Annotated in this window: 24 protein-coding genes; 13 read left to right on the plus strand and 11 right to left on the minus strand. The window is 62.6% G+C overall.

From position 1 onward, the window contains the following. The first annotated feature begins 57 nt into the window (after positions 1 to 57). Complete coding sequence (locus tag HY852_RS25215) at positions 58 to 276, plus strand: ChaB family protein (protein ID WP_291607630.1); 219 nt, start codon at positions 58 to 60, stop codon at positions 274 to 276. Between the two features lie 12 nt (positions 277 to 288). On the opposite strand, the gene HY852_RS25220 is transcribed toward HY852_RS25215, so the two are convergent. Continuing rightward, complete coding sequence (locus HY852_RS25220) at positions 289 to 951, minus strand: phosphoribosyltransferase (protein WP_291607631.1); 663 nt, start codon at positions 949 to 951, stop codon at positions 289 to 291. Positions 952 to 1,201: 250 nt separating this feature from the next. Here HY852_RS25220 and HY852_RS25225 point away from each other — a divergent pair, with 250 nt between their 5' ends. Further along, positions 1,202 to 2,122, plus strand: coding sequence for a hypothetical protein (locus tag HY852_RS25225; protein ID WP_291607632.1), 921 nt, complete (start codon positions 1,202 to 1,204; stop codon positions 2,120 to 2,122). A gap of 7 nt (positions 2,123 to 2,129) precedes the next feature. Here HY852_RS25225 and HY852_RS25230 read toward each other — a convergent pair whose 3' ends face one another. The 3 genes from HY852_RS25230 to HY852_RS25240 are packed head-to-tail and all read right to left on the minus strand — an operon-like array spanning position 2,130 to position 3,972. Next, positions 2,130 to 3,158 carry a ribose-phosphate diphosphokinase gene (locus HY852_RS25230; RefSeq protein WP_291607633.1) on the minus strand — a complete coding sequence of 343 codons (1,029 nt, stop codon included), beginning with the start codon at positions 3,156 to 3,158 and terminating at the stop codon, positions 2,130 to 2,132. Between the two features lie 29 nt (positions 3,159 to 3,187). After that, a complete protein-coding gene (locus tag HY852_RS25235) occupies positions 3,188 to 3,760 on the minus strand; it encodes an HPF/RaiA family ribosome-associated protein (protein ID WP_291607634.1) in 573 nt (190 codons plus the stop codon). A 44-nt stretch (positions 3,761 to 3,804) separates the two neighbouring features. Continuing rightward, a complete protein-coding gene (locus tag HY852_RS25240) occupies positions 3,805 to 3,972 on the minus strand; it encodes a hypothetical protein (RefSeq protein ID WP_291607654.1) in 168 nt (55 codons plus the stop codon). Between HY852_RS25240 and HY852_RS25245 the strand changes: the two genes are divergently transcribed. Continuing rightward, entirely contained in the window at positions 3,902 to 4,576 is a 675-nt protein-coding gene (locus tag HY852_RS25245) for a universal stress protein (protein WP_291607652.1), read from the plus strand. The genes HY852_RS25240 and HY852_RS25245 overlap by 71 nt on opposite strands. A gap of 211 nt (positions 4,577 to 4,787) precedes the next feature. Beyond that, a complete protein-coding gene (locus HY852_RS25250; protein ID WP_291607635.1) occupies positions 4,788 to 5,741 on the plus strand; it encodes a metallophosphoesterase in 954 nt (317 codons plus the stop codon). 17 nt (positions 5,742 to 5,758) lie between these two features. Here the strand turns inward: HY852_RS25250 and HY852_RS25255 are convergent, their stop codons facing one another. Continuing rightward, positions 5,759 to 6,253: a CDP-archaeol synthase gene (locus HY852_RS25255; RefSeq protein WP_291607653.1), complete on the minus strand. Its 495-nt coding sequence runs from the start codon at positions 6,251 to 6,253 to the stop codon at positions 5,759 to 5,761. A gap of 135 nt (positions 6,254 to 6,388) precedes the next feature. Between HY852_RS25255 and HY852_RS25260 the strand changes: the two genes are divergently transcribed. Together HY852_RS25260 and HY852_RS25265 are read left to right on the plus strand one after the other, a co-directional pair. After that, complete coding sequence (locus HY852_RS25260; RefSeq protein ID WP_291607636.1) at positions 6,389 to 6,817, plus strand: DUF2267 domain-containing protein; 429 nt, start codon at positions 6,389 to 6,391, stop codon at positions 6,815 to 6,817. Between the two features lie 34 nt (positions 6,818 to 6,851). Next, positions 6,852 to 7,544, plus strand: a complete 693-nt coding sequence (locus tag HY852_RS25265) for an alpha/beta fold hydrolase (RefSeq protein WP_291607637.1) — start codon at positions 6,852 to 6,854, stop codon at positions 7,542 to 7,544. On the opposite strand, the gene HY852_RS25270 is transcribed toward HY852_RS25265, so the two are convergent. Next, positions 7,541 to 8,665 carry a CapA family protein gene (locus tag HY852_RS25270; protein WP_291607638.1) on the minus strand — a complete coding sequence of 375 codons (1,125 nt, stop codon included), beginning with the start codon at positions 8,663 to 8,665 and terminating at the stop codon, positions 7,541 to 7,543. The two genes, HY852_RS25265 and HY852_RS25270, sit on opposite strands and share 4 nt — an antisense overlap. A gap of 291 nt (positions 8,666 to 8,956) precedes the next feature. Here HY852_RS25270 and HY852_RS25275 point away from each other — a divergent pair, with 291 nt between their 5' ends. From HY852_RS25275 to HY852_RS25305, 7 genes are all read left to right on the plus strand, one after another. Next, on the plus strand, positions 8,957 to 9,406 hold the full coding sequence (locus tag HY852_RS25275) for a YbhB/YbcL family Raf kinase inhibitor-like protein (protein ID WP_291607639.1): 450 nt from the start codon (positions 8,957 to 8,959) through the stop codon (positions 9,404 to 9,406). A 28-nt stretch (positions 9,407 to 9,434) separates the two neighbouring features. Continuing rightward, on the plus strand, positions 9,435 to 10,010 hold the full coding sequence (gene thpR / locus HY852_RS25280; protein ID WP_291607640.1) for an RNA 2',3'-cyclic phosphodiesterase: 576 nt from the start codon (positions 9,435 to 9,437) through the stop codon (positions 10,008 to 10,010). Between the two features lie 113 nt (positions 10,011 to 10,123). Then, positions 10,124 to 11,836 (plus strand): DNA topoisomerase VI subunit B, encoded by a 1,713-nt coding sequence (locus HY852_RS25285; protein WP_291607641.1) that lies wholly within the window; start codon positions 10,124 to 10,126, stop codon positions 11,834 to 11,836. Further along, complete coding sequence (locus tag HY852_RS25290) at positions 11,805 to 12,941, plus strand: DNA topoisomerase IV subunit A (RefSeq protein ID WP_291607642.1); 1,137 nt, start codon at positions 11,805 to 11,807, stop codon at positions 12,939 to 12,941. The genes HY852_RS25285 and HY852_RS25290 overlap by 32 nt, the downstream gene beginning before the upstream one ends. Positions 12,942 to 13,297: 356 nt before the next feature. Beyond that, positions 13,298 to 13,447: a hypothetical protein gene (locus HY852_RS25295; protein WP_291607643.1), complete on the plus strand. Its 150-nt coding sequence runs from the start codon at positions 13,298 to 13,300 to the stop codon at positions 13,445 to 13,447. A gap of 195 nt (positions 13,448 to 13,642) precedes the next feature. Then, a complete protein-coding gene (locus tag HY852_RS25300) occupies positions 13,643 to 14,164 on the plus strand; it encodes an Hsp20/alpha crystallin family protein (RefSeq protein ID WP_291607644.1) in 522 nt (173 codons plus the stop codon). A gap of 116 nt (positions 14,165 to 14,280) precedes the next feature. Further along, complete coding sequence (locus HY852_RS25305; protein ID WP_291607645.1) at positions 14,281 to 14,760, plus strand: hypothetical protein; 480 nt, start codon at positions 14,281 to 14,283, stop codon at positions 14,758 to 14,760. Between the two features lie 23 nt (positions 14,761 to 14,783). On the opposite strand, the gene HY852_RS25310 is transcribed toward HY852_RS25305, so the two are convergent. The 5 genes from HY852_RS25310 to HY852_RS25330 all read right to left on the minus strand — a co-directional run bounded on the left by HY852_RS25310 (position 14,784) and on the right by HY852_RS25330 (position 19,281). Next, positions 14,784 to 16,214 (minus strand): RtcB family protein, encoded by a 1,431-nt coding sequence (locus tag HY852_RS25310; protein WP_291607646.1) that lies wholly within the window; start codon positions 16,212 to 16,214, stop codon positions 14,784 to 14,786. 10 nt (positions 16,215 to 16,224) lie between these two features. Further along, positions 16,225 to 16,689 (minus strand): archease, encoded by a 465-nt coding sequence (locus HY852_RS25315; protein ID WP_291607647.1) that lies wholly within the window; start codon positions 16,687 to 16,689, stop codon positions 16,225 to 16,227. A 160-nt stretch (positions 16,690 to 16,849) separates the two neighbouring features. Continuing rightward, entirely contained in the window at positions 16,850 to 17,416 is a 567-nt protein-coding gene (locus HY852_RS25320; protein WP_291607648.1) for a TlpA disulfide reductase family protein, read from the minus strand. 6 nt (positions 17,417 to 17,422) lie between these two features. After that, the gene (locus tag HY852_RS25325; RefSeq protein ID WP_291607649.1) at positions 17,423 to 18,838 is read right to left on the minus strand and encodes a cbb3-type cytochrome c oxidase subunit I; all 1,416 of its coding nucleotides are present in this window, start codon (positions 18,836 to 18,838) and stop codon (positions 17,423 to 17,425) included. Between the two features lie 5 nt (positions 18,839 to 18,843). Beyond that, on the minus strand, positions 18,844 to 19,281 hold the full coding sequence (locus HY852_RS25330; RefSeq protein WP_291607650.1) for a DUF420 domain-containing protein: 438 nt from the start codon (positions 19,279 to 19,281) through the stop codon (positions 18,844 to 18,846). Positions 19,282 to 19,424: the final 143 nt, after the last annotated feature.

The raw sequence follows: 19,424 nt of genomic DNA on the forward strand, positions 1-19,424 counted from the left end.
GCCGGCCGCAGTTCGCCGGCGAAGGCGTTGAACACCGGTCCAACATGAGACCACGACATGCCGTACCGTTCCAATGACGATCTTCCCGCGCCGGTGCAACACCACCTGCCGCCCCACGCCCAGGATATCTATCGCGAAGCCTTCAATCATTCCTTTGCTTCGCATGCCGGCGATCACCGGCAGGAGGAAATCGCGCATCGCACCGCATGGGCCGCGGTCAAGCGCTCCTACGCCAAGGTCGGCAACGAATGGGTGCCGCTGCACGGCTGGCGTTGAATGACAGAACGGTCAGGACACCTGAGTGGCCTTGTTGGCCGGGAACCGTTTCAGTGTCGCAATGACCTCCTCATCGCTGACCTGTTCGAAATCGCGATAAAAATAGCCGATCGCACCGAGATCCCGCGGCGTCTCCAGGCAGACGATCGCGTCGACTTCGGGATGCAGCTTTTCCAGGGTCTCAAAGGCCGCGACCGGCACCGCGAGCACCAGTTCCCTTGGCGCCCGCTTCCGAAGCGCTCTGAGCGCGGCAAGCATCGTTGCACCGGTCGCGATCCCATCATCGATCACGATGGCGACCCGGTCCTTGATTTCGGACCTATCCCGGCCGCGCAGGTAATGCTGCCGCCGCCGATCGATCTCGGCAAGCTCATGCTTGCAGACGTGGTCGAATTCCCGTTGGCTCACGCCGCTCACTTCGATGACGTCTTCGTTGCGCACGACGATCGGCTCGGCGCCGTCCACCACCGCCCCCATCGCAAGCTCCGGCTGGACCGGCACCCCGACCTTGCGGACGATGACGAGGTCAAGAGGGGCATCCAGGCTCTCTGCAACCTCGGCTGCCACGGGTACCCCGCCCCGCGGCAGCGCCAGGATGACGGGGTGGCGGATCTTGTACTTCTCTAGAGCCCCGGCCAATGTTCGACCGGCGTCATTTCTGTCCTGAAACACCATATCGAGAGCATCCAGTTAGCATCTAAACAAAGATTATTGCCGTACGTTCAACCGGCTCTTGATCGGCGTCAAACCGGAACAGCTCCGATTAGCGATAGCCCTTGTTATGCTTCGAACCCGGGATCGACCGCCTCTCACGCCTGGCGCTGACAATAACAGCGCGGCCGCGCTTGCGCGCAAGGTAAGGTTCCTGAGCCGGCCCGATAGCTACACGCCGGTCCGTGACGAGGTTCACGTCCGCGAGACTCACATGTCGTGGGTCTTCATGAACGGCGAGCGAGTCTACAAGCTGAAAAAGCCGGTTCGGTTTCCGTACCTGGATTTTTCGACGCTGGAGCGCCGCGCCGCAGCATGCCGCGCGGAAGCCGATCTCAACCGGCGGCTGGCGCCGGATGTCTATCTCGGTGTCGTTCCGCTGACCGAAGCCAAGGGCAGCCTCGCCATCAATGGTACCGGTCCTGTCATCGATTGGCTTGTGGTGATGCGCAAGCTGGACGAGGAGGGAACGCTTGAGACCGCACTTCACAACCGCCGTGTTCGCCCTATTGAGGCCGAACGGCTGGCAAGAACGCTAGGCCGGTTCTATTCACACGCGAAACGCATTCTCACAAATCCAGAAACTTACGTCGCGTCCTTGTACGAGGCGGCTGTGATGGACTGGCGGGTGCTGCTGGATCACCGCTTCGGATTGCCACATGGCACCATCGCACGTGTCGCTTCGCTTCAACGCCGATTTCTGACCGCGCATGCAAAGATCCTGATTGCCCGGGTCCGTCAGCGGCATATCGTCGATGCACATGGCGATCTCAGACCGGAACACATCTGGCTCAGTGCGCCCTTCGCGATCATCGATTGCCTCGAGTTCAATTCCCGTCTGCGCGCGCTCGACGCGCTCGATGAAATTGCCTTCCTGCACCTCGAATGCGAACGGCTTGGCGAGCGCTGGGCCGGCGACGTCATCCGGCGACATCTAGCCCGCCAGCTCCAGGACGATCCAGTCAACGGCCTATTCCTGTTCTACCGCATCGGCCGCGCCATGCTGCGCGCGCGCCTTTCCATCGCCCATTTGCTCGATCCGCATCCACGCACGCCCGAGAAATGGCCGCGCCAGGCGCAGGCCTATCTCGCGCTCGCCGAGGCGGATGCAAGACGGCTGGCGCGATTGCTTTAGGCCGCGATCAGGCCTGGTACATCAACAGATCGTTCAGCGGCTCGTTCACATGGAGCCGACGGATAGCCTCGGCCAACAACGGAGCCGCCGAGATTACCTCGAGCTTTGCGAGGACCGGGCCGTGAGGAAGCCGGAACGGCGGCACGGTATCTGTAGCGATGATACGATCGAGGGCGGAATCGGCGAGCGCCGTTTCGGCTCCCGGCATGAACAGGCCATGGGCAACGCAGGCTATCACCTCCCGCGCCCCGTGCGCGCGCGCCGCCTTGGCCGCCCGCACCAGCGTGCCTCCGGTACTGATCAGGTCGTCGACCACAATGCAAAGGGCGTTGGCAGCGTCGCCGGCGAAGAGATCGCCCGACACGACTCCGCCGCTGCGATGCTTTTCGACGAAGGCTTTGCGGATCGGCCGCCCGACCGCCGTTTCCAGGGCCTCGCGCAATACGTCCGCGCGCTTGCCGCCACCGAGATCGGGCGAAACCACGCATATTGGCTTGTCGCCGGCCATCGCCTTGATCTTTCCCACCAGGAGCGGTGCGGTCGTCAATGCGACCGACGGGCAGCGGAAGGCATTCTCGAAGGCCGCCTCGTTGTGAACTTCCAGCGTCACAATGGCGTCGGTGCCGACGGCTTCGAACAGCGAAGCGAGATAACGAATGGTGACCGGGTCGTTGGCCTTGGTGCGGCGGTCCTTGCGCGCATAGCAAAGATAGGGAGTCACGGCCGTCACCTTCGCCGCGCCCGCGTCCTTCAGCGCGCCGATAAAGAACAGCAGGCGACACAGCTTGTCGTTAGGACTTTCCTGAGGTCCACCGTGCAGGCTGTGGACGACAAAGACGTCGCACCCGGCGACCGTGTCAAGCGGACGGATTTTGTGTTCACCGTCCTCGAAGCTGCGCTCCTCGTGGCGTGCGAGGCCGCAGCCCAGCGACTCGGCAATCTTGCTTCCGAGTTCCTCGGTGCCATTCAGGGCAAACACACGCAGCCGCTTAGCCTCTGCGACCGCAAGACGCGAACTCCAACTTTGGCCTGTCATCTGCGCAACGTCCATTTTCGCCGATGTGGCTAGGTCCGCAATTTGTGTTTGCCGAGTATTTTGACCGTGCTGGCTTGCGGCCCCTTCTCTCCAGACTCCTCGACATAGCTTACACGCGTGCCAACCGCGATATCCGAGCGCCCTTCTACAACGCTGTTGCAGTTGAAATAGACCTCGTGGCCGTCCGCCGTCTCAAGGAAGCCGAATGCCCCACTCGGGTCGATACGCACCACGGTGCCAACTGCGCCGCCCTCATGATGCTTGGTCTGCCCCCGGAGCAGGCGCACCTGGTCCTGCAACTGGCGGCGCGCGCGCTTGAAGGCGTTGTCCACCGCAAACGTCAGATCGGAATAGCGCTCGTCCTCCTTGGGCGTGCGACCAACATTGACTTCGCGCCCTTCGGGAAGCGCCAGCCGAATGCTGACCTGGTATTGACCGCCGGTCTGGTGACGATCACCTGGCCCCCGCACCACGATGCGACCGGCCGTCGCTCGACCAAAGCGCTCCTCCAGCTCAGAGAGGTGCTGATCGATCGCGCCCCGAAGTTCGGGAGTCGCCGTCAGGTTCTCGAATTCGATTTGAGCTGGCGTTTGCATGACCATTTGTTTGCTCCTTCTCATTTTATTGAGAGAGTAATTTGAGCACGTCACGTGTCGCCGGGTTTGAGCAAAATCAAGCCGGACTTCTCCAAGAACTGATACTTGATCGAGCGGGTTCCCGGCAGAAGATCCATGCCCGCATCGATCAGGAGCTTTTTAGTCGCAACCGATGGATCGGAGCCCGCCGACCGCGCGCTCGATGTTGCCGCCGCCATGGCGCAAGCCGCAGGCGGGAGCATCAAGCTTATGACGGTCTGGATCGCGTTGCCCGAACAGCAGCAACAGCAGTTCCGGCGCGCCGAGGGCGAGCTGGCTGACCCATCCGAAGCGTTTGGTGAACAGATCCTGGCGCGCGCACGCTATCATCTGCAGCAAGCCGGCATCGAGCCGTCAGCTTCGCTGCTGCGCTGGGGTGATCCGGCCGAATCGGTCATTGCGGTAATCGCGGAGGAAGAGGTCGATGCGGTCGTGGTCGGACGGCGGCTGCTGCGGACCCCCATGGGCTTCATGATCGCACCATTGCGGGAGGGCAAGATTGTTCCGCCGGACGAGTTCAGTGCCTGGCCGGAGCCCGAGCGCAAGGCCGCTCAGGAGACCATCGAAAACCTGCAGCACGAGCTCGCGCAGATTGTCCGCAATGTCCCTGTCTGGGAAAAGGAGCACCGCGACGAAGTCCAGAAGCTTGATCGCCAGACCACCCTCGTTGCCATCGACCTAGGCATCAACGCAGCAAAGGGAAGCTTTACTGACCTTCCTCGCGTGCTGGAATACCTTGATGCCGTCCGCGTCGACCTGATCGACAATTCGGCTCGCCAATGATCGACACCGCAAGAAAAGCCGGCATTGCGACCATCCTTGCAGATCCTATGCCCGGCGACCTCCACGCTTTCCTGCCGGCCTACGTCAAGGGCAGCCTGTTGATCACGCGTCGACCAAAGACGCACGGACGGCGCCGACAGCCTCCCGCGCACATGCCCGTCCTGCTGCTGGCATCGGAGGATTCCGGGCGGACAGATTTGGACTAGCCGCCGTGCAGGATCCGCTAAAGCAAACTCAACTCCTTGCCAGCCTGGAGCAGCGTCTCGGCCGACTGCATGCACGGCAGCGTCTTGGGATCGAAGCGGATCATGAAGCCCAGGTCTTTGGACAGGGCCTGAACTTCTTCCATCTAGAGAACTGGTATTCGATTCATTCAGTCATACGCAACGTCCTGAAATTGTGCGGACTGTATGGGCGGGGACGCAGGAATGCCGAGCGGATCGTCGTCAACATCAACGAGATCCGGTCGGCAAGACTGCCGGCTCAATTCGACGGCTTCACGATCCTGCACATCAGTGACACTCATGTCGACATGAACCAGCGTGCCATGGCGCGCCTCGCCGAACTGGTCGGCGGACTGCAATACGACGTTTGCGTGCTGACCGGCGATTTTCGCGGCCGGACGTTCGGCCCGTTCGAGCCTGCGCTGAAGGGCATGGCGCGCCTGACGGCCCATCTCAAGCCGCCCGTGTTCGGCGTGCTTGGCAATCACGACACCATCCAGATGCTGCCCGGGCTCGAAGCCTCGGGCATCAGGATGCTGCAGAACGAATGCGAGGCCATCCGGCGCGGCGAAGCGGCGATCTATCTCGCGGGCATCGACGATGCACATTACTTCAGGGTCGACAACATCGAGAAGGCCGCCTCCGACATTCCCGACGACGCCTTCTCCATCCTGCTGTCACACACGCCGGAAATCTATCGCCAGGCAGCCCACGCCGGCTTCGACCTGCTCTTGAGCGGACACACTCATGGCGGCCAGATCTGCCTGCCCGGGTCGATCCCCATCACCCTCGACTCGGTGCTGCCGCGCCGGTTCGGCTCCGGGGCCTGGCGCTATGGCGACATGGACGGCTACACCTCCGTCGGCTGCGGATCGAGCGTGGTACCGGTCCGTTTCAACTGCCCGCCAGAGATAACGCTGCACCGGCTATCCCGCGCGTGATGATCGAAGCTTGATCATCAATAAGGCTCATCGCGGACATGCATGGCATAAAGCAGGCGCGAAACGACCAGCTCGCCGACGATGAAAATGCCGGTGGCGATCGCAACATCGACCCAGCTCAACGAGAGCATCCTTCGGCAGACCGCCAGCGGCAGGACGGATTCTGGGATTTGATCCAGCCCGATCGCCTGGGCGCTCGGCAAAAGCCGCAAGCGCCGTTTGATGAAGCTGGAAACGAGATCGCCGATCATGGCAAAGGCAGCCACGAGGGCGCCTTGTCCGACGCTCAACCCAAGCAGGGAAGCAGCAGCCGAGGTGGCAGCCACGGAAACCAGAAGGCCGCGGATCGTTTTCGACTGGCCGAAGACCGGCCCGCCGTCGAGGAACGGCGCTCCCGCGTCGAGCGGAAATGCCAGACGGGTCCCGAATATCTTCTTGGCAATGACGGGCGCGCCATTTGCGACGCTCAGCAGCAACAATGCCCGAAAGATCGCCCAGACCTCGATTTCCATGTTCGGCACCGCAACCCTCGCGCCCGGCAGACGTTTGTCTGCTACCCACGCAGACACCAGCCTTGAGGCATGTCAAACCAATGCACTCCTGGTTCTATAGCGTGACAATTCGTTCCAGACATCATGGAGGCTGACATGAGCGCTACAACAGCCGTTACCGTTCTGGACCATACTGTTCAGGAAACCAACGCCTGGCTCAAGGCGGTCGAAGCGCAGCTACAGCTCGAGAATCGCCAGCAAGCCTATAGCGCCCTGCGAGCGGTGCTGCATGCGCTGCGCGACCGGCTTCCCCCGGAGGTCGCGGTCAAATTCGGTGCCCAGCTGCCGATGCTCGTGCGCGGGCTTTATTACGATGGCTGGCATCCATCCGGCACGCCGACCAAGGAACGACACGTCGAGGAATTCGCCGCGCATGTCTTCGCCGAATTGCCGCAACAATTCCCGGCAAATCCGATGACGGTCATCCGCGGTGTCTTCGAGGTCCTCTGGGAAAAGCTCGATCCAGGCGAGTTGTCCAAGCTGATGGAGCATCTGCCGGCTTCGATCAGGAGCCTGAAAGCGTAACGCGCGACAGCAGTCGAAAGCCGCGAGGTATGCCATGAGCGAGCGCCGATCCATGACATCATCGGACGTCGTCATTCCGCCGCTCGGGCTTGCCGGCACGTTGAACGTGCCCCAAAGCCCGCACGGGTTGGTCGTCTTCGCCCATGGCAGCGGATCGAGCCGGCTGAGCCCGCGCAACACCGCCGTTGCGAAGGCCCTGAACGCAAGCAGCTTTGCCACGCTGCTGTTCGACCTTCTCACCCCGAGCGAGGAGAGCGACCGGTCGAACGTCTTCGATATTGCACTGCTGGCCGGGCGGCTGGTTGACGTCGTGCAATGGCTCGGCGGCCGAGGGCCATCGATCGCGCAGCTTCCGCTCGGCCTGTTCGGTGCGAGCACCGGGGCCGCGGCGGCGCTGGTGGCCGCGGCACGCCTTCCGGAGCGGATCGCGGCGGTGGTCTCCCGCGGCGGGCGTCCCGACCTCGCCGGCGACGCTCTTCCGCTTGTCCGCGCGCCGACCCTGCTCATCGTCGGCGGGGTCGATTACGGGGTGATCGAACTGAACGAAGAAGCGTTGGCGCGGCTTCGCGCACCCAAGGCCCTGCAGATCGTTCCCGGGGCAACGCACCTGTTTCCCGAGCGAGGTGCGATGGAGGCCGTCATCGCCCTCGCGGTCCGATGGTTCGAGCAGCATCTGGCGTCGGCGGCACCAGCCGGTGTGGCCAAGCCCGAAAACCGCTCGCATTAGGGTGGCTCGCTGGCGGCAGTCACCGCGAGCTGCCCGTCGGAATTGAAGGTGACCCTCGTTCGAAATCGCCGGCACTCGCGATCGAGCATCTGCTCGAGCCACTGCGCATCCTCGCGGGTCGGATACCATAATCGGAAATTCTTGATCTCTAGCGGGACCAGCGTCAGCGCATGAAGATTCCCATTTTGCTCAAGATCCGCAAAATACATCAGTACCAGGTCATCCCGGTAGCGTTCGTAACCGGTAATCCCTTCGTAGTCGTTGAGAAAGTCGCCGCAGCCATAGAGGATGAGGCGATCGTGGTAGATTTCGATGGCTCTCGGATGATGCGACGAGTGGCCGTGCACGATGGATACGCCGGCTTTGTCGATCAGCGCGCGGGCGAACGCCGACTGCTGAGATGGGATGTGGTAGCCCCAATTGGATCCCCAATGAATCGAAACGATGACGAGATCGCCTTCCTGCCTGAATGCAGCGACGTCTCGAGCGATCGCCGACGCATGCGCCTCGGATAGCCCGGGCAGCAGGTTGACGCCTGGCGCATCGCGCCTCGCCGCCCAGTCCTCGGGAACGCCGCTTGAAGTCGCCCCGAAGGAAAAGACCAGGAGACGCGTTTTCGCCAGCGTCACTATCGCCGGTGCACGGGCTTCCTCGTCATTGCGACCGGCCCCTGCGTACTTGATGTTCAGCTTGCGCAACGTCGCCAGCGTATCCAACAGACCGGCCTGCCCCCAGTCCAGCACGTGGTTATTGGCCAGGGCACAACAATCGATCCGCGCGGCCGACAGACAATCTGTGTTCTCCGGGCTCATCCGATAGTTGATGCCCTTGACGGCGCGATCGTCGCTGCGCGTGACCGCCGTTTCGAGATTGATGATACGGACGTGCGGCTGCATGCGCTCGAATTGGTCAAGAGCGGCTCCCCAGACGTAATCCGGACTGTTCTGCCGCGGAATAGGGCCGTTGGCCTGTTCCGCAAGCGCGACGTAATCCTCCGCCGAGCGCAGGTAGTCTTCGTAGATCTCAGGGCTGCAAGGGCGCGCCAGCACCTGATCGATGCCGCGCCCGCACATCACATCACCGCAGAGGAACAGTCGCGAGTTATGCGAAGCGCTGGTCATGGCGGATAGCCGCGCCTCCTTGATGACGAAATGATGACCTTCCCTATCGGCTCGCTGTGCGGGCAGAGCCGATTTTCGTCAGATTTCCTGACCACCGCCCTGACAGCGCTCGCCCGAGAGCCACCGGTGATCGAGGGCAGGCAGGCGACCTTGTGCAGCGACCAACCAATGGTTTTCCCGCCACATTCCGATTACTATCGGAACGGCGATCCGGCCTTGCTTGGGGCTGCGGCTTTGTGTCCGTCGTGTCAAGCCCGAACCGCCCTCTCCTGCAGCTAAAGGAGAACCATCATGAAACTCAGATCAAAAGCCTTCGCCGACGGATCGGTCATCCCGCGACGGTTTACCTGCGACGGCGATAATGTTTCGCCCGCGCTTGAATGGTCCGATACGCCTGCGGGCGCACGCAGCCTCGTCCTGCTTTGCGATGATCCCGACGCGCCCGGCGGCACATGGCACCATTGGGCGGTCTACGACATACCGCCGACGGTAACCGAGCTTGCGGAGAACGCCACGCAGGACGGCAAGCTGAAACAGGCCATGAATGATTTTCGGGAAGTCGGCTATGGCGGCCCCTGTCCGCCCCATCGCCACGGCCCTCACCACTACCATTTTCGGCTGCTTGCGCTCTCGGCCGATCAGATTCGCGTTTCGGCCAATGCATCCTGCCGGGATGTCGAGCGGGAAGCCCGCAAGTTCACGCTCGGAGAGGCGACCCTTGTCGGCTGGTACGAGAGATAGCGCGAAGCGAAGCGAAGGCTCTTCATCAATGGATGGCGGCGAGCAAGCAAAGTCCGCGCGACTATTTGTCGGGGTGAGAATCATACCCGATATTGCGGAACAGCTCGCGGCGTTCGCCGCTCCCCTGAACGAAGCGCGCGGACGGCTGGTCGCAGCCAGCGACATTCATCTCACTCTCGTACCACCCTGGCAGGAGACCTCGATCCAGTGCGCGATTGAACGGCTGAGCGAGGTCGCCAAGCGTTTCGCGCCGTTTTCGTTGCGATTTCTGCACGTCGGTTATGGCCCTCAGCCCAGCCGGCCGCGTCTGTTATGGACCGATTGCGCGGACGGCGACGAGCTCGTGGCTCTTGCTACGACGCTGATGATCGCGTTCGGACAGCAACAGACCAGGCCCTTTCGCCCGCACGTGACGCTGGCCCGGCTTCGCGACGACGGCCGACATGTCGCGCGCAAATATCCGATCGATCGGAACATCGACATGGCGCAGTCCGTGACCACCGTCGAGCTTTTCCGGTCCCCGGCGCCGGGCGCAACCGGCTATGAGGTCATGGCTTCGGTTGCATTGGCAGGCACGCCGCCAAGCACGGCAGGTTCGGAATAAGCCCGGAGCACTCTTCCAGTGGGCCGGCGCTTCCGGCAGATTGATCCCGGTCAAGGGCCGCCCAGCTCGCGCGAATAAGAATAGCTCCACACCGCGCAACAACCGAAACCACCGTGCCCGACCGGCGATCTCCACCCCCGCTTACCGCAACCGAGATGGCGCACCGCCAGCGCGAGATCTCGATCTCGGAATTTTTTCTCAAGAACCGGCACCTGCTCGGCTTCGACACGCCGGCCAAAGCGCTTGTCACGGCGGTGAGGGAAGCGGTCGACAACGCGCTCGACGCCTGCAAGGAGGCCGGCATACTTCCCGAGATCACCGTTGAAGTGAGCGACCGCTACGGCAAGTCGAAGGTCATTGTCGAGGACAACGGGCCGGGCATCGTCGAGGACCAGATCGCGCGGATCTTCGGCAAGCTTCTCTACGGCTCGAAGTTTCACAAGCTGTCCCAATCACGCGGCCAGCAGGGCATGGGCATTTCCGCCGCAGGCATGTACGGCCAGCTCACCATGGGCAAACCGCTGCACATCGTCAGCCGGGTCAAGGGCGACAAGCTCGCCTCGGAAATGTATGTGTCGATCGACACGGGGAAAAACCGGCCCGACATCCACAAGAAGAAGCAACTGAGATGGGATCGTCCGCACGGCACTCGCGTCGCGATGGAGATGGAAGGGCACCATCAAACCGGCCCCCATTCGGTTGAGACCTATCTGAAGCAGACCGCGATCGCCAATCCGCACCTTGCCATCACTTATCAAAATCCCAAGGGCGAGGTGATCCGTTTCAACCGCAGCACCAACACGCTTCCCAAGCGCCCGTTCGAAATCAAGCCGCATCCCTATGGCATCGAGCTCGGCAGGCTGATCCAGATGCTGAACAACACGAACAGCCGCACCCTGTTGGGATTCCTGGTCGACGAATTCTCCTGCGTCGGCAAGAAGACGGCGCTCAGCATCATCGCACTTGCCCGCAAGCATTCGGATCGCGAATTGAGCGAGCGCTCGCATCCGAAGCACATCGCGCATGCGCAAGCCACCGCGCTGCACAAGGCGATCCAGACGACCCGCGTCCTGGCGCCGCGAACCGACTGCATCGTTCCGATCGGCGAGGACCAGCTTCTGACTGGCCTGCGCAAGGAGCTCGCGGCGGACTTCTTCACCGTCGTTACGCGCCCTCCCGCCGCCTACCGCGGCAATCCATTCCAGGTTGAGATCGCCCTCGCCTACGCCCGTCCGGGCGGCGGCGATGTCGAGGTCGATGCCGGCGGCCATATGCGCAAGCGGGCCACACGGGACGAACCGGCAAGCGAGCACCTGATCGCGCAGAAGGACGAGCCGGTACGCCTGCTGCGCTTTGCCAACCGGGTGCCGCTTCTGTACCAACAGGCCGGCTGCGCGATTGCCAAGGCTGTCATCCAGACCAATTGGCGCGGCTACGGCTTGCATCAGCCGAAGGGCTCGTTGCCGATCGCGCCGATGGCGATCCTGGTCCATGTCGCTTCCGTGTGGGTGCCCTACACCTCGGAGTCCAAGGAGGCGATCGAGCCCTATCCGGAAATCCTCAAGGAGATCAAATTGGGGCTGCAGCAATGCGCACGCGGGCTGGCGCAGTATCTGCGCCGTGAGACGCACCTCCACGAGGAATACGATCGTCGTGTCTATATCGAGAAGTACCTGCCGCAGATCGGCATCGCGCTGCAGGAGATCCTCACTCTCAGCGACGAGGAGCGCGATCTGACAATCAAGAAGCTCGACGATACGCTGCACAGGAGCCGCACGAAACGAGGGGCACCACATGACGCAGAGCGATTCGAAGACCAGCCGTAGCGAACTGGACCAGAAGACGATCGCCCTGATCGAACAGATTGCCGCCCAGGTCCGCGCCAATATCGACCATGGCAGGCTGCCGGAAATTTCGCTGCCGGTCCGTAGCCTCGAAAACGTCATCTATGACCTGGCGAAGGGCTACTTCGAGCTTGGCGGCGCGCACAAGACCCGAACGTTGACCACGAACACCGCGCGCTCCTTCGCGCAGACACTGCGCATGATGGCGCTGTCGCGAACGATGGTCGAGCACGACGACTTCGCGACCAAACGCGAAGTCTATTACATCAGCAAGAACTGGGGAGATTGCCGCTTCGACGAGCAGGTCGAGTCCGATGCCGTCATGGACGACATCGAGGCGAGCGCGTCGGTTGAGGGCCTCGCGCGTGAGCAGCTTCGCTTCTACCCGGAAGCGCATGGCGGCTCGGTCGCCGGGCGGCTCACCGTGATCGACAGGAATTCCGCCACCGGAGAAACCGTCGAGATCGATTGCTCGCGGCTGGGCAGTGGCGCCTACAGCATTCCACGCTCGGTCGAACATCTTTGGTTCCGGACAGACGCACGCTTCATCCTCGCCATCGAAACCGGCGGCATGTTCCAGCGCCTCAACAATCATCGGTTCTGGGAGACCGCCGGATGCATCATCATCGAGATGGGCGGCGTGCCAACCCGCGCCACGCGGCGTTTCATTCGTCTCTTGTCCGACAACGAGAAGCTGCCCGTCTATTGCTTTGTCGATTGCGATCCTTACGGCTTTACCAACATCTATCGGACCCTCAAGGTTGGCTCCGGTAACGCCGCACACGTCAACCGCTTCCTGTGCGTTCCGCAGGCGCGCTTCCTCGGCGTAACCCCGCAGGACATCGTCGACTTCGGCCTTCGGGACGCTACGCACCCGCTTTCCGCGACCGACGTCAAGCGCGCGGAAGACGCGCTGGAAAATGATCCGTTCGTCAAGGCGCATCCCGCCTGGATCGCCGCGATCAAGCAACAGCTCAGCATGGGCGTTCGCGCCGAGCAGCAGGCGCTGGCGAAATGGGGGCTCAACTACGTGATCAAGGAATATCTGCCGAAAAAGCTCTCCAATCCGGAAAGCTTTCTGCCGTAGGGCCGGCCAGCTGGAGGTCCTGCGGCCGAGCGGTTGCATTACCTGCCTTGATTCAAATCAACGCATCGGGTTCGCGGACGTCACCTAATTTATCCAGCCGTCGTGCAGAGGCACGGCGGGGAGAGCCGGGACCGTGCGGGCGGAACATCCTGGAGGGCGTCGCGACGGGTTCGTCCGGCGGTGGCGGCTCCGGCTTGGCATAATTTTGCCAAGCGATTTACGCATGCTTTCCGGGATCGGTACGTAAGGCTTACCGATGTCAAACGGTCCGACAGCATCTGCCAACACACGTGCCTCGTCCGAGGACGTCAAGGCCGTTCTCGGCGCACTCGACGAGAGTACGCTGCTTGAGATCCATGGCGCTTCGTCCGAGGATCCGCGACCTGGAACATGCGGCGACGTGGCTTTCCGGCGACCAGGATATCTTTGGTCCCGGCGAGCCGCTCGAGGGCGTTGCCGGCGAGATCGTCACGATCCTGACATCGGATGAAGAAGCCGAGGAATGATTTCGCGCGCTGAGGTCTTCCGATGGTGCTTGTGTCAGTCACCCGTTCAACGTCACTTGAATGCAAACGGCTGCACCTGCTCTGGCGGGAAACAACCTGTTTGCGAAACATCAACGTAGCGTCAAGGGAGTTGTTAGCTGAACGTCACCGATCGAACCAGCTCCACTACCACCCAGGATCATCGGAGAGTTGACCATGGCAAACGAGACCAAGCTACCCATAACGAAGAAGGCTGCCGAGCCGGCATTTGCCGGAGAGGTCTGGCGTCCATTCGAGTCGCTCAGAAAGGAAGTCGACCGCCTGTTCGAGGATTTCGGCGGCGACCTCTGGGGCCGTCCGTTCCGCTCGCTCGCCCGGCTGGAGCAGAACGTCGCGAAGCAGATCGCCGCTCCGGCCGTCGACGTCACCGAGACGGACAAGGCCTACGAGATCACGGCCGAACTGCCCGGGATGGACGAGAAGAACGTCGAGGTGAATCTCGCCAACGGCGGCCTTATCATCAAGGGCAAGAAGAAGGAAGAGAAGGAAGAGACGAAGATGGACTATTACGTTTCCGAGCGCCGCTATGGCTCCTTCGAGCGCTTTTTCGGGCTGCCCGACGGCGTCGACGCCGACAAGATCGAGGCGACGTTCAAGAACGGCGTGCTCAAGGTGACCCTGCCGAAGACCCCGGAAGCGCAGCAGCCCGCCAAGAAGATTGAAGTCAAGTCCTCTTGATCTTTGGACCTGCCGGCGCGAGGCTGCAGCCAATTACGCAGCCTCGCTGCCAACCTCACTTCCTGCGCGCTCGAGGCCCCACGCGTGCAGATGCTAACACGGCCACCGAGACAAGAATGTATACCGTCGATGTTGAACCCGAACAGATCGTTAAGTGGATCATGGCCGAACACGAGGCGGCGCCAAGAACCTTCAGGATCTCGGTGCGCCAGACCGCCGAGACGCGGGAGATTCCGCAACGGCGCGAATTTCGTCTTGGCGACGACGACCGCGAGGATTTGAACGAGGTTGCCGTAGACGCGACGCTCGAGATCGAGCCGGCTCACGCCAATGATGGATGGCTGCTCAGGATCATCGTCGAGGACGAGGCCGGCCCACGACTGGGATATCGGCAGACCGCTCTGCCCACCGATCAGGAAATCGACATCGGAAGCTTCTATCGGCAGTTCATCCGACGCGGCCGCGGCATCGCGAGCGTCGTCGCACAAGTCGACAATTCGGCCGCCGAGCTACGCGTTCGCAGGCTTCTGGACGACATCACCGTCAATCGGCATCCCGGTGACGGGAAAGGCCCGCCGCGCCGTACTCGGCGGTGAATTTCGACGCGATCCGGCGCGAATCAGCCCTTGACGCAAATCAGCGGGCGCAGCCGCGCCACCCGCCGCGCGAGCCCCGCATGCTCGGCCGCCGCGACCACCGCGCCGACATCCTTGTAGGCGCCCGGCGCTTCTTCGGCCACACCGCGCGTTGACGGTGAACGGACCAGGATTCCTCGCGCGGCCAGTTCATCGACGATCTTGCGTCCGCTCCATTGCTTCAACGCCGCATGCCGGGATAGCGCCCTGCCCGCGCCATGGCAGGCGGACGAGAAAGCCTTCCCTTCGCTTCTTTCATCGCCGACCAGAATATACGATCCGGTACCCATGCTGCCGCCGATCAGAACCGGCTGGCCGAAGGGGCGTAGCGAGAGAGGCAGGCTGGCATGGCCGGGTCCGAAGGCGCGGGTTGCGCCCTTGCGATGGACGAACAGCTCGCGGCGCTTGCCGTCCACGAGATGGGTTTCTGCCTTGCAGGTGTTGTGCGAGACGTCGAACAGGATCGGCAGATCGGCATTCGGAAAGAAGTGGGCGAACACGCGCCTCGCGTAGTGGCCGAGGATTTCGCGGTTCGCCAGCGCACAGTTGGTGGCTGCCCGCATCGCGCCAAGGTACCGCTGACCGACCTCCGAGTTGACCGGGGCGCATGCGAGTTCACGATCGGGCAACGTTATCCCCCTCGCTTCTGCCGTGATCACCATCTCCTTGAGGAACTCGGACCCGATCTGGTGTCCGAGGCCCCTCGACCCGCAGTGAATGGTGACGACCACGCTGTCCTCTGCAATCCCGAATGCCGCAGCAACGGTGTGATCGAATATCTCGGCTACCGCCTGTACTTCCAGGTAGTGATTGCCCGAGCCGAGTGTCCCCATCTCCTCGCGTTGCCTCTCCTTGGCGCGTTCGGAAACGCTGTCGGGCCGTGCACCGGCCATCTTCCCATTTTCCTCGATCCGCTCGAGATCGGCTTCATCACCCCAGCCCTGTTCGAGCGCCCATTGCGCGCCGCCCGCAAGCATGGCGTCCATATCGATCGCATCGAGCGTGATCGCACCCTTGCTGCCGATGCCGGCCGGGATCTGCCGAAACAGTGAATCGGCGAGCGGCCTCTGCACGCGCATGACGTCTGGCACGAAAAGGCCGGTCAGCATCGTTCGCACGCCGCAGGAAATATCGAAACCCACGCCGCCGGCCGACACCACGCCACCGCGATCCGGATCGAACGCGGCGACGCCGCCGATCGGAAATCCGTAGCCCCAGTGTCCGTCCGGCATCACATAGGAACCGCGCACAATGCCCGGCAGCGACGCCACGTTGCTCGCCTGCTCGACGGCCTTGTCGTCCATTTCCTGCAGCAGAGTCTCGTCGGCATAGATCACGACCGGAACACTCATTGCACCGGATGGCTCCATCCGCCAAGTCGCGGGCTCGATCCGGGTGAAACGGGAAATGTCCATGGCGCCTTCCCTACACGTCGACGACACATGCGGCCGACCATATGCCGTCCGCGTCCGATGCGACCTTCAATGCGGTGTAGGTCGCCCCTTTCGGTTCGGATGCCGGCGCATGCCGCGCGACGTCGACCGGCTCTCCGCGAAGGGTGGCCTCCAGATGGCCATCGCTGATCCGAACCGCAAACTTTCCGAACAGCATCCGGCGAACGGCCATTTCGTAGATGATCGCGTTCAGCCATTCGGCAAACAGCAGTTCGAGGTCCGGCGCGGCGCAGGTCAGACGGACCTCGGATTGTGGGACTACCCTTGCCTGCGTGACTGCTGCGGTCAGAGCACAAGCGGCCTGTTCGAAGGCCTCGGCCGGGGTCGCGCCCCAGCCGCGGACGCCGATATCGGCATCGTGGGGAAAATGTTCCCATCCCGTAACGCGGTCCCCGCGCGGGGCGGAACTCGCGGATTTCGAGCTCGACGCTTGCATGGTCGCCAGACTGCCTTCGGGCCGTCAGCCGCGCATTTTCCGCAGCGGCGGGCTCGATGCAAATCAACTTGCAGCGCAGGAGCGTGCCTTCCGGCAAGCTGCCGCTTGCTGTTTCATCTCGTTTCGCTCAGAAAGGCAATCCCGGCCGAATTTGCCGGCGCTACGTGCGTGATTGCAGCGCGCGGATGTACTTTACCGTGTCTTCGCTGTCCCATGTCGCAGCGCCCTCCCGGAACGACAACGGCTTGCCTTCGGCGCTCAGGATCAGCGTCGTCGGCATGCCTCGCGCGCCGATTTCCTTGGAAAGCTTGCCGGCCGGGTCGAGATAGAGCTTCAACCGTTGCAGGCCAAGACGGTCAAAGGCACGCTTCACCACTTCTGGCCCGCTCCGATCCTGGCTTACCGCAATCACCACGAACTCGTCCTGCGGCAACAGCTCCGCGAGCCGATCGAGCGAGGGCATCTCCTGCAGACACGGGACGCACCAGACGGCCCACAGGTTCAGGACGACGATCTTGCCGCGGAACGAGTCCACCGAGATCGGCGTGCCCGCCTCATCGACAAAGGAGCTAAGCTGCACGGGCCCGTCGCTTGAGAGCGATTGCAGGCTATGCCGGCCGGGACCTGCCGGACCCATCAGGCGCGGCACGATGGTTGCGAACAATCCGGCACAAACGAGGCCGAGCAAACCCGCCTTGAGAAGGGTGAGTCGGGTCTGGGCGGTCATATGAGCCTAAGCCCGACGGGGCACGGGGAGCGCACGCCGAAGGGCAAGGCAGGCGATGACAACGAATGCCGCACCGCCAAGGACGGCAACCAGGGCACCGATGCCGTGCACGAACATTCCCGCCGCCGCGACATCGACGAGACTGCCTGCAGCGGTCGGCGCCTTGCGCGGGGCGCCATAGCCTCCGGCGAGAAACATGCCGAGCGACGCAAAGAGCTGGCCTCCTCCATAGAGCCAAAGCAGCACGCGGATGGCGCGATCGGACGGCTTAAACCTGCCCAGCTCGGAGAGCGCGAAGGTGAGCAGCATGCCCATGCTGGACACGCTTACTGCCGTCACGACGGAATGGTAATGCGCCGGCGTACGCGTATCGGAACCCGAGATCAGCGTTCCCATGATCCCGCCGACACCGAACAGGACCAGCGAGAGAGCCAGCGCCAGAAAGGCGGGCTGGCGCCACGGCCATTGCGACGGCCGGCCGAACTTGAAAGCGCCTGACAGCAGCGAGAACGCGAACAGCGCCGTGGGCAGGCCCAGCACGAACTGAAGCACGCGAAACGCTTCGTGCTGCTTGTCGGAAAACGCGACGAAAATGCGATAGAAGGCCGGTGCCGGCAGCGAGAACACCGCAACCAGGATGATGGCAATCTTGAAGATGTCGAAATCGATGGCCTTCTCGCCCAGGCTTTCGCGGGCGAGGAGCATCCAGTTCGTCATCATCACGGCCGCATAGACGAACTCGAGGAGGTGGCCGCCGCCCCAGAACAGCTGCTCGCGGCCGGTGTCGAGCTCGGCGGTGCGGGAGAGAAGGGCTGCCGCGATGCCAAAGCACGTCAGGGCGATGAGATAGATGAAGCCGCCGGAAGCCATCGCTGTCCCGGCCGGGGTCAGCATTTTCCTGCGCCCCACTACGTTGATGGCGAGACGGATGACCGGCCCCAGGACGCCCGCAGCGAGCAGCAGCAAGCCGATGTCATAAGCCGGATGGCGGATGAGCGGCACATAATTGACGAGCTCGGGCGAAGTCGAGTCGAAGAACGCCGGCACGAACAGGCACGGAAAAGCCAGCCCCACCAATGCCTGGCCGAGATCGCCCATGAAGCGGACCCGCACATCTTCGCCCCAGGTGTTCAGGGTCGCGTAGGTGACCAGGAACGCGAACACCGCGAGGAGCCAGACGATCAACGAGAAGACGACGTGGATCACCAGCCCCTTGCCGAAAAAGCCGAGCGGCCACGGAAAGACCGCCTCGACGCCGGGAACGCGGGAAAATGCCAGCAGGATGGCGAAGACGCCGGCGACGATGAGCGCACCGACCGAAAGCCACGCCCACCCCAGCATCTCGCGGCGCAGCAGCGCTTTCGATCCAGCGCTCGCTCGCCCCAGATCCAGTTCAGGTGCCGAACCCGCAATATAGGTCATGACGATCAGGCCCCATGGTAGGGATACAGGTGTACGGCCATCGCATAGACGACGAGACCGGACGCCGAGACGAACAGCCAGACCGGCAGCGCCCAGCGCGCCAGGCGCTTGTGCGTGGCAAACCGCTCCTTCAACGCGAGAATGATGGCAGCGGGCGCCATGACCGCCGCGACGACCGCCATCAGCACGTGAATGGCAAGCAGGGTGAAGTAGATCGGGCGGATCACGCCCTCACCCCCGAATTTCGCAAGGCCCGCGGAGGCATGGTAGTAGAAATAGATGGCAAGGAACGCGACGCCGAGCACCGCGGCCGTGATCATGGCCTTGCGATGCACATCGCGTCTTCCTTCCCGGATCTGCGCGTAGCCATAGAGCAGGGTGGCGATGGTGGCAGCATTGATCACCGCAAGAACATGCGGCAGCTGCGAAGTTGCAATAATCACTGTCTACGGCCCGTACTTGATGATCTTCAGCATGATGCTGATGTACATGGCGGCCGCCGTCGCGACGAGAACGGCCCCGACGATCCAGCGTCCGGTATTCCGCCTCGGCCCTGTGCTTGTGATGTCTTTCATGAGAACTGTAC

Origin of the sequence: Bradyrhizobium sp. (assembly GCF_016213215.1) — a bacterium.
GTDB lineage: Bacteria > Pseudomonadota > Alphaproteobacteria > Rhizobiales > Xanthobacteraceae > Bradyrhizobium.